Origin of the sequence: Okeania hirsuta (assembly GCF_003838195.1) — a bacterium.
GTDB classification, from domain to species: domain Bacteria; phylum Cyanobacteriota; class Cyanobacteriia; order Cyanobacteriales; family Microcoleaceae; genus Okeania; species Okeania hirsuta.
Window position 1 is genome coordinate 1 of record NZ_RCBY01000250.1, and the last position, 9940, is coordinate 9940.

The 9940-nt window shown below is 35.7% G+C and carries 6 protein-coding genes; 2 read left to right on the top strand and 4 right to left on the bottom strand.

Features of this window, described 5'->3' with window-relative positions; genetic code table 11:
* Positions 1-570: 570 nt before the first annotated feature.
* From D5R40_RS26820 to D5R40_RS26830, 3 genes are all read right to left on the bottom strand, one after another.
* Entirely contained in the window at positions 571-1248 is a 678-nt protein-coding gene (locus D5R40_RS26820; RefSeq protein WP_124144301.1) for an FHA domain-containing protein, read from the bottom strand.
* Between the two features lie 444 nt (positions 1249-1692).
* Complete coding sequence (locus tag D5R40_RS26825) at positions 1693-2076, bottom strand: hypothetical protein (protein ID WP_124144302.1); 384 nt, start codon at positions 2074-2076, stop codon at positions 1693-1695.
* A gap of 11 nt (positions 2077-2087) precedes the next feature.
* Positions 2088-2984, bottom strand: coding sequence for a hypothetical protein (locus D5R40_RS26830; RefSeq protein WP_124144303.1), 897 nt, complete (start codon positions 2982-2984; stop codon positions 2088-2090).
* 1060 nt (positions 2985-4044) lie between these two features.
* Here D5R40_RS26830 and D5R40_RS26835 point away from each other — a divergent pair.
* Both D5R40_RS26835 and map read left to right on the top strand, forming a co-directional pair.
* Complete coding sequence (locus tag D5R40_RS26835) at positions 4045-6060, top strand: mechanosensitive ion channel domain-containing protein (RefSeq protein ID WP_124144304.1); 2016 nt, start codon at positions 4045-4047, stop codon at positions 6058-6060.
* A gap of 489 nt (positions 6061-6549) precedes the next feature.
* Entirely contained in the window at positions 6550-7317 is a 768-nt protein-coding gene (gene map, locus D5R40_RS26840; RefSeq protein WP_124144305.1) for a type I methionyl aminopeptidase, read from the top strand.
* Positions 7318-8082: 765 nt separating this feature from the next.
* On the opposite strand, the gene D5R40_RS26845 is transcribed toward map, so the two are convergent.
* Positions 8083-9009 carry a thermonuclease family protein gene (locus D5R40_RS26845; RefSeq protein ID WP_124155472.1) on the bottom strand — a complete coding sequence of 309 codons (927 nt, stop codon included), beginning with the start codon at positions 9007-9009 and terminating at the stop codon, positions 8083-8085.
* Between the last annotated feature and the right edge of the window lie 931 nt (positions 9010-9940).

Genomic DNA, 9940 nt, shown 5'->3' on the forward strand with positions numbered 1-9940 from the left:
TGTTTGAAAAGAAGAGGGTTGAATAAAAGGAAAATTTTTTCTTTTCTTGGTCGATGGTCGGCCAGCTCCGAGACCCGCTCTCATTGGGACTTACATAAAATAAAGGCAGAAAATAGGCTCAGATATAGATGGGTAGAGGTTTTCACGTCGAAAAGGCATAAATCCTGAGTTACTAAGGGTTCTAGCCATTTTTAAGGCTTTGACGTAATTCCCTTGTCTAGACTGACTTTGACGCATTTTTCCTACCAAAAAATGTCTAAGTACCATTATCAGAGTTGCTCCGCTGTTAGCATTTGCGGTAGCATTCCGGAACGGAAAGCTTTGCGGTAGCAAACGCCATCCTACCCTACGGGAAGCTTCGCTAACGACCGCTTTTTTATCCTTTAAAGGAGAGGCTTTAAACCTTAATTATTTGGTAAGGGCGAATGGCCATTTGCTAACGCAGAGCTGCCGCTAACGCCCCTACTTTGCAGGAGATGTCTCTTTGATAAAAAAGAGAATTATGACCTAAAAAATGGTATTGAAGCCATTCCCATACGACTCCTGGACTCCTGAGGACTGACTTCTAAATTAAATAATCAAAAATAGTAACCGAATTTTACCTATAGCAATTTCATCTCCTGAGTTTAAAATTTCTGGTTTATTAGTCCGGTATCCAAACCTAGTTTTACCTGTAGGTTTAATATAAATACCATGAGTAGAACCCATGTCTTTAATCTGCCATTGATTATTTTCAAAATAGATTTCTGCATGAGTAGAAGAAACTGTTTCATCTCCATAAAATCCATCTAAATCAATTTCTACAGGACCGATATTTGGGTCAAATTTGCCAATAAGAGCATTGTTACTATCGATAATAAATTCTGGTACAGGGGAACCTACTTGTTTCGGAATAAGTTTAGCAATTGTTCCAGTAATCAGAGTAGGATTAGCAGAATTTTTAGGTAAAATATTTGCTTTTTTAGCAGTTTCTAGAGTTGGAGGTGAGCTAGTTTGAATATTTGTATAAACAGGTGGAGTAACAGGATTATTATTAATATTTTGATTAATATTTTTATTAATCCTTTGATGAGAATTTACTGTCTGTTCATATGTTTGTAAAACAGTTTGTTTTTCTCCCTCTTGAATACCTTTTTCTCCAGCCTCAAACAAAGTAATTGATGGTTGTATTTCTGAACCACAAACTTCGCAAAATTGATTTTTGTCGGAATTTCTATCGTAGAAACATACATTACAATTAATAGCCATAATCCTCCTCAAAAATAAATTTATTTTAACTCCCTTTCTACAACATAATTTTTAATTTGATGTTTTTGTTTAGTAACAGTCTTGAGCTAACTACCTTCTTCCTTTTTGCTCCTTCATTCTTTCTTATATCATCTCTCTTTGAATAACCCGGAAAAATTTAGGGAGTAGGGAGCAGGGAGCAGGGAAGCAGGGGAAATTTGTTTGCTCCGCATTCCGCACCGAAAAAATATTTTCTCTCAAAAGAAGAACATTTTTATTATGGCTAATTAATGAGACTTGATATTACTTTAGAGAGCGCTTGTCAAATAAATATTAGATCCTGTAGCACCATCCCACAGCACGCGGTGCGTGACAATAAAATCGACCATTATTCCAGAACGGTAAGGGTCTCGTCACACACCCTACTTAATCTACCTTCTTCCTTCTTGCTCCTTCCTTCTTTCTTTAAGAAAAGTCTAGGGGGGGTAAGGCGCCAATTTTTGGTTCTATATCAGATAAATCTGGATAAATAAGTTGGGGAATTTCTTGATTTCCTGATTCTTTGAGACTGTTAATATTCCGATGATTAATTTTAGGTAAATCTAGAACAACATTACTATCTCTATATCCTTCTTTGATATCTTGAATCCATGTTTTGATAATTATTTGTAAGTACATATCATTAATGTGAAAGCTACCTTGACTTTGTAGTTCATTTCTAATTTTATTGCATACTATTGGGGTAAAAAAACTGGCAGGCTGATTTTCATAATATTCTTCTAAGTCTAGAATATATCTAGATATTTGATTAGTATTTTTGTTTGTGAGAGTCAAAGAATATTCTACCATAATAATTCTAACTAATTTAGGCTAACTGTATCTATATTCCATTTTTGATCTGTAGAATTCCAAACTAAAAATAACTCCAGAGATTGAGCAATATTTTCTCCTGATTTTTTTGTATATTTTACCAGAGCATTTACTGTAGCCGTTTCTGTACTTGTGCTGACCTGCTTAACATCTTGAATAGCAATATTATTAATTCCTGTCCACCAGTCATAATAGGAATTATAACCATCTGGATGTAGTTGTTGATTATCTTGAAAACTTGTTGATAGTTGATTCCAAGCTTGCTCATATTTACCTTGATTAAGATTAGAATAATAATTTTTTACTGCTGCTTCACTAGAAGTTTTAGGAGTAGATTCTTGAGGTGTTGTTTCTGATTTTGACGTTGATGAAGTTTCGTCTATATTAACTGTAGAAGGTTCTGGTGTTGGTAAATCTCCTAAACTCATTTCTAGGTTGAATTCTGTAGATTCACTAGGGCTTGACACTTGTACAATATATTCTCCTGTTAGAGGTAGATCGATAGACATTTGTTCTCCAGAAATTGGTGAATCCCTCTGTTCAGCGATGATTAATTCTCGACGTTGTAATAGTTTCGTATCTGGGGCAAATATCCAAATACAAACATTGCTGCTAATTCTATAGTTAAAATCTTTATCCCTTCTAGCATAGAATTTATAGCTAAGTTGTTTTTCAGAGTTAACAGTATCGGATATAGTAATAATATTTTCAGTTAAAGATAAAGATTTAGCGTCTGTTTTATCCAGACGAATTATTGGTTTTTGTGGGCATTCTACAAAGGTAGGAGTAGGTGATGTGGTAGGCAAGTTTAATGGATTTTCAGTAGTAGATAAGTCACGGCACCCACAGATGATTAGAACCGTCAAATATAGTATTGATTTTTTCATATAATTTTTTGTGCATAGATTGGTAAAAAATTCAGATTTGCTGTTTTGATTTAATAGGCTTAATTAGCAGTACATAATTAATTTTGATTGGCTTACTTTATCTCAGTTCAAACATAAATTATCTAACTATTTTAGCTTTAGTTCTGCTAGATTAATTGAAACATAAATCTGGTAGATTGTAATAATCTTTGTTACCAGACACGGTAGTGGGAGCATCTTGTTCCCATGAAGCATCTTGCTCCCATGAAGCGCCGTTGTTAATCTACATATATCATTTACTACGCAGAACTACCGGGAGCAGAAAATAAAAAAAACAACTGTACCTCAGTAACTTGACAAACGATATATCTACAATTGGTTAGCGTTTGTAGACACGGGTAGTCCTGCTCGCGTAATACTAAATGCTAGATGGGGATGAACAATGCCACTTTATGGGAGCAAGATACAAGTAAGGGAGCAAGATGCTCCCACTGTTTTTGTCCTTGAGCAAAATAATTACAATAGACCACCATTACAATGCACCAGCATCTAGACAAGTCACTTGTCGAAGACTCTCTTCATCCACTTTTCCCTTTTTCTTTGCTATAAGATATAGCAGTAGCATTACTATATTTGACTTATGGAATAGTTTAAACAACCTAATATTATTTAATCTTCTATCCTAGATAACTAAAGCCTTCCTCCTTCCTTAATTTGACTTATGGAACATCTAAAACAACGAAATATCAACCTTCTTCCTTCTTCCTTTATCCTAGATAACTAAAGCCTTCCTCCTTCCTTAATTTGACTTATGGAACATCTAAAACAACGAAATATCAACCTTCTTCCTTCTTCCTTTATCCTAGATAACTAAAGCCTTCCTCCTTCCTTAATTTGACTTATGGAACATCTAAAACAACGAAATATCAACCTTCTTCCTTCTTCCTTTATCCTAGATAACTAAAGCCTTCCTCCTTCCTTAATTTGACTTATGGAACATCTAAAACAACGAAATATCAACCTTCTTCCTTCTTCCTTTATCCTAGATAACTAAAGCCTTCCTCCTTCCTTAATTTGACTTATGGAACATCTAAAACAACGAAATATCAACCTTCTTCCTTCTTCCTTCTTCCTTCTTCCTTCTTCCTTCAACTATGTCTCAAAACTTCAGAAATATGGGTTTAGGTTAATTCTGGCACTGTGCATCTGTTTACTATCAATATTTCTATTCTCTCCCGTCCTAGCAGAAGATGCAACAAGTGTAAAAGCTCCCGTAGTATTAGATGGTCGAGAACTTTTAGAAATTGGCCCTTTTGAAAAAGTGACTGCCCAGGAGAGAGCCGCATTAATGACATCAACTCTGAAATCAGCCTTAGCTGAGAGTATCCAACGAGGAACACCACCACAGATAAAAGTAATCCGCTCTAATCAAGAAGTGGTATTGAAAATCGATAGTCGCCCCTTAATGCAGGTGACAGAAGCGGATGTCCTCAACTCCATGTACTCAGAGATGCAGGTACAAATGTGGCAGGAAAAACTCCAGCAGGGTTTAAATCAAAGTTGGCGGGAACGCACCCCTGCTTATACCCGTTGGGCAGTCAAAAAGCTGATAATTGCCTTTTTGATTACTCTGTTACTTCAGGGGGGACTCGTATTACTATTTCGTTACATTCAACGCCAGAAACTACAAAATCCTCAGAGACGCTGGAACTCCCTACAACTATTAGGTTTACTATTATTGCAAGTGGGAGTATGGGCAACATTTATCAAGTATGGAATTCAACTATTTCCCATAACTAGAGCTTGGTTTTATGAAGCTTTCAAACTTCTAGACAGTACATTTAATTCTAGAATGTTTCAACTGGGAGAAGAAAGCATTTCCCTAACCAGAATATTAACTATCGCTCTAACTATAGTCGCACTTTGGGTAGGGGTAAGTTGGTTTGTGAGTATCCTCAAATCTCGCTTCCTACCCCTGACAGAAGCTGAACGCAGTCACCAAGACACGATCGCTTTTTTTGTCCAATACGGACTGCTTTCTGTAGGAGCGGTTTTAATTCTTAATGCTGGAGGAGTAGACTTTCAGTCTCTAGCTATTTTGCTTGGAGCGCTCGGAGTGGGAATTGGTTTTGGATTACAAAATATTGTCAAAGACTTCATATGTGGGTTAATTTTAATTGTCGCTCGTCCGGTAAAAGTTGGAGAATTAGTTCAAGTTGGAGAATTTCAAGGTTTAGTCCAACGTATCGGTGCCAGAACAACTGATATTTCTAATATCGAACGCTACATTATTACCATTCCCAACTCTCGGTTTATTGAAGGGGAAGTCCTCAACTGGAACCGCAGTGGTATAACTAGAGTGAAAACTTATGTGAAAGTTCCTTATGGAACAGATATTGATTTTGTCTACAAAGTTTTGCTTGCTGCTGCTCAAGTAGAACATCCAGATATTCTCCGTCATCCACCCCCGAAAGTAAAATTTCGGCAATATACAGAGGATGGGTTACAGTTTCGGGTAGTAGCTTTTATCCGCGACCCTCTCAAGCAACCAAAGGTGAGAACCCACCTCTATAACCAAATAGAAAGATATTTGCGAAAGTATGGAGTAGAAGTAGCTCGTCCTCAACAAGACTTACATATCAAAGACCTCGACCCAGAAATCTATGCTTGGTTGCGGTCGCAAACTCCTGTAGAATATCAATCCCAACCTGAAGAAATTCCATCTATCGAGCCACCTGCTATCAAAGAAGAGTACGACTGGGGGGCGATCGCCACTGCCATGCGTGGAGCTAACGGAGTTTCTATCAAAGACCGCAAATTTCAATTTAAGAAATTTCAAAATGTATTTTTTGGTTCGGATGCGGTAGAGTGGCTAATGATTCACGAACGAGCTACTCGGGAAGAAGCTATTTTAATGGGTCAATTAATGTTAGAACAGGGCATAATTCATCATGTTTTAGACGAACATAATTTTAAAGATGAGCCTTTGTTTTATCGCTTTTATGATGATGAGACATCAGATAATTTTCCAGAAAAGAGGGAACAGGGAACAGGGAACAGGGAACCCACCCCTAACCCCTCCGGTGGAGGGGAGTAATTGATAATTTATGGGTAATAATTGATTTTATTTTTGATTTTTAGAGATGTCTATTATATATAAAATTAATAGAAGTAGAGGTTGCGATAACTGTATCAGGACTTATATCATGTCTGGTTAAACAGTGATAAATAAATAACTACGGAGTCCTCAGGAGTCAACCCACCCCTAACCCCTCCGGTGGAGGGGAAGTCAGGAGGAAAGAGGAAAGAGGGAATAAAGAAGAACAACTGGAGTTGAAGGAGAAAGTTTTTTTATAACTAATTATCCGGACATGATATTACCCATGATGTAGGAAAAATTAGGATTTGAGATTGCTTCCCTGTCAGTCACAATGAGGAAAATAGGTTGTACTGCGTAAATCTTAGATAAAAAACTTTCTTCTTTTTTCCTCCTGACTCCTGACTCCTGAGAACTCCGTCGCTATTTATATGCTAAAGTAAGCTATGTCTATCAACCGTATAGCTTACAGGATTAATCAAATAACCAATGGCAACTGAAACTATCGTTTTATTATCAAAAAGAGAAATAGAAAAAATGCGTCGGGCAGGACGTTTGGCTGCAGAATTATTACATCATCTTGAACCTCTTGTCAAGCCTGGAGTAAGCACTCTAGAATTAGATGAAGAAGCAGAACGTTGGACGCAAGCTCATGGCGCTCGTAGCGCTCCCCTTGGTTATCATGGTTTTCCTAAGTCTATCTGTACGAGTATTAATGAGGTAGTTTGTCACGGTATTCCTAACAAAAAACAAATCTTAAAAGAGGGAGATATTATTAACATTGATGTGACTCCAATTCTTGATGGTTATCATGGGGATACTTCTAAAACTTTTTTCGTAGGTGAACCTTCTCCATTGGCTAAAAAATTAGTTGAAGTTACAGAAAAATCTATGTATTTAGGCATTGCTGAAGTTAAACCTGGAAATAAAATTGGGGATATTGGAGCTGCTATTCAAGAATATGCTGAAGCAGAAGGTTTTTCTGTAGTTAGAGATTTTGTTGGTCATGGTGTGAGCAATATTTTCCACACTGCACCACAGATTCCTCATTATGGTACCAGAGGAAAAGGGAAAAAGTTGCGGGCTGGAATGGTATTTACTATTGAACCGATGATTAATGAAGGTACTTGGGAAGCAAAGGTACTTGACGACGGTTGGACTGCTATTACTAAGGATGGTAAATTATCTGCACAATTTGAGCATACTGTTGCTGTTACTGAAACAGGTGTAGAAATATTAACTCAATATGAGGGCTAAATTCAACAATTAATAATTAATTATTAATTATTAATTATTTCCTCTCCTTGAAAAGAAGAGGATTGACTAATCATGAAAATTTTTTCTTGTTTCTCCTTTAAAGGAGAGGCTTTAAACCTTAATTATTCGGTAAATAATAATTATTAAACCTCTGGTTAAAAAGATATAGACTTTTTGCACACATTAGGGAACAGAGAACAGGGACATAGATGTTCACGGCCAAAGATTACGAAAAATGATTTTTCAGTGACTTTTACAACTCTAGCTTATCTTAAATAAAGAGCAAGTTTATTTTCTGGAGATGTCTATTAGATAAAAATTTTGCTGAACGGTTAATAACAGTTGAAGAATATTTTAGGCGTTTCCTGCGGAATACTGCGCAAACAGCTATTAGCGGTCAATTTTGCTACTTTTTTTAATGAATGCGCCCTTATTTATTAAACTTCTATACCCAGTCAAGTAAATTAGTAGTCCTAAAATTTTAAAGGCGCTTAAATGTGAGTAAGAAAAAGATAGTATTCAAGCATCTTACTTGACCAAGAGAAAAGAAAATTAAGTATTTCAAGCCTTCTGCTTTCCTGCGGAATGCTTAAAATCATAGTTTTTATCAAAATAATATGGGTTGCGAACCTCGCCTTTTAAGGCCAAATATTTTTGGAGAGTTGCTCACGCATCCCCCTCCTGGGAGGGGTTAGGGGTGGGTTAACTTCTGTACGTCGCCAATCCGACGGCTCCCCTATCTGACTTCTGACTTCGTTAACCCCCTCATACTGTAGGTGGAAAATCTGATAATTGGTTTATTCCAGAAAGAATAATTTCTGGTTTATCTCTATACATATGTAGTTGCCCAGTGATATAAACATATCCTCTACCTAAACCAAAGTAACGATTTTTTAATAGTTGTAATAATGGCTTCATTTCTTCAGTATTAGTATTTGGAATCCATAATTTTAAACGATGGTCTTTAGTTCCATCATAAATTAAAGCACCATTATCTAACCACTTAGAAACTCCTCCCTGTAAATCATAGAAAACTGTTACATATTCTTCAGCTCTTGCTGCTGCTAAAATCTTGGGAAAATCTAATCTCACTTCTAGAACTCCAGAAGCTATTCCATAGGTACGATAATTATCTACAATGGAAGCTCTTAATGACCACCAAGGTACTAGCAAATTATAATTTCTTTTACGTTTACCTCGATTTACTTGAGGATTCCAAACACCAAGATTATTAGCTTGAGCTTCTATTTCTGCAGCTATCATTTCTTGATGATAAAGTCTAGAATTCCCATATTTAATAAAATAGGGACTCCAGCCTTCTCTAATTAGTTTAATATTAAAGTTTTCTCCATTTTTATTTACATAAGCTATTAAACGACCTTGATGGTCGCGATATTTTTCTAAACAATTTTCTACAGGGTCGTTTGTATCAAATTCAAGATCGACTTGAGCAAGTTCACCGTCAGGTAATATGAAATATTTTATTGCCATTTCTGATGCTGCTTTACCCATGTCTGTCACTGGTTTGGAATATTCAGAATAGCTTTCTTCAGCATCAACATAATCCATTCTGATAAATTCTCGTTTATCGTTTAATAAAACTTTGATTGTGTCACCATCAACTACTTTTGTAACTTGAAGATTTTGAATTGTTGTGCCTTTTTTTTTTATAGTTAAAATTTGAGATTTCATAATCGGCGATCGCTCTTAATTTTCCGCTAAACTAAAATGATATAGGATTTTACATTGAATCAGTAAAAAAGTAAATGTATGAGTTGACCTTGTGTTTAGGAAGTAGATGTTTAAGTAGTGACGCAAAATTAATTAATTTGTATATTTGATGATGAGTCTCTAAATGAATATCTTGAAGTCAAGTTTTCAGTCTCAAGTTTATTCCTGATACTCCACCAAATTGTGAGTCAAATTTCCATAGGGAAAGTAGAAATAAAAAATATTTGATTAAGGCATTATTTAGCTATATTACATCGTAAAATTTGTGTGATTTGCGACTCAGAATAAAGGCGGTAGCTTGTCAGTTTAAGAAGTGATTTAAACCTTAAATTATCAATAAATTATAAAAGATTAAAACGGAGAAAGGCAGGAATAATTTGGCACTTGTTGTAGAATCATATTATTATCTGCCTTACTCCACCAAAATTGAATTGGTGTAATAAAATTTTTTTATAGGTATTTTATAGATTCAAAGCTCTCCTGAACCAACACGATTTCGTAAATTAATTAATTGTTCAATAGTTGTTTGAATTGAATGAAGAGCTGTGGCATCAGAAGATGCTTGCTTTGCTATATCTAACTAAATAAATTGCTTCTGAAAGCTGAGAATAAACTTCTTGGTTTCTAGTGTGGACTTGGCTGAAGTTGAGATAAGACATGGTTCAAGACCCTTAGTTATCTACAACTTCATCATCTCCTAACTCCTGAAAAACCACATCCTTCAACTGGTTCATCCAATTGAGTGATTATTATTTTAGATTAATATTCAGTCTCGATATTATAGATAGCTATACTAATTGGACTTTGGACAAAAAGTAACTAACAGTTAGCGTAATAATTACGCTAATCAAACAGGATAATACCGCTCTATCTCCAGTGAATTTAATCACTG

Excerpts from the sequence above, each read along its gene's own strand:
- D5R40_RS26820 (WP_124144301.1), bottom strand. The coding sequence starts at position 1,248 with ATGGCTATTAATTGTAATGTATGTTTCTACGATAGAAATTCCGACAAA.
- D5R40_RS26825 (WP_124144302.1), bottom strand. The coding sequence starts at position 2,076 with ATGGTAGAATATTCTTTGACTCTCACAAACAAAAATACTAATCAAATA.
- D5R40_RS26830 (WP_124144303.1), bottom strand. The coding sequence starts at position 2,984 with ATGAAAAAATCAATACTATATTTGACGGTTCTAATCATCTGTGGGTGC.
- D5R40_RS26835 (WP_124144304.1), top strand. The coding sequence starts at position 4,045 with ATGGAACATCTAAAACAACGAAATATCAACCTTCTTCCTTCTTCCTTC.
- map (WP_124144305.1), top strand. The coding sequence starts at position 6,550 with ATGGCAACTGAAACTATCGTTTTATTATCAAAAAGAGAAATAGAAAAA.
- D5R40_RS26845 (WP_124155472.1), bottom strand. The coding sequence starts at position 9,009 with ATGAAATCTCAAATTTTAACTATAAAAAAAAAAGGCACAACAATTCAA.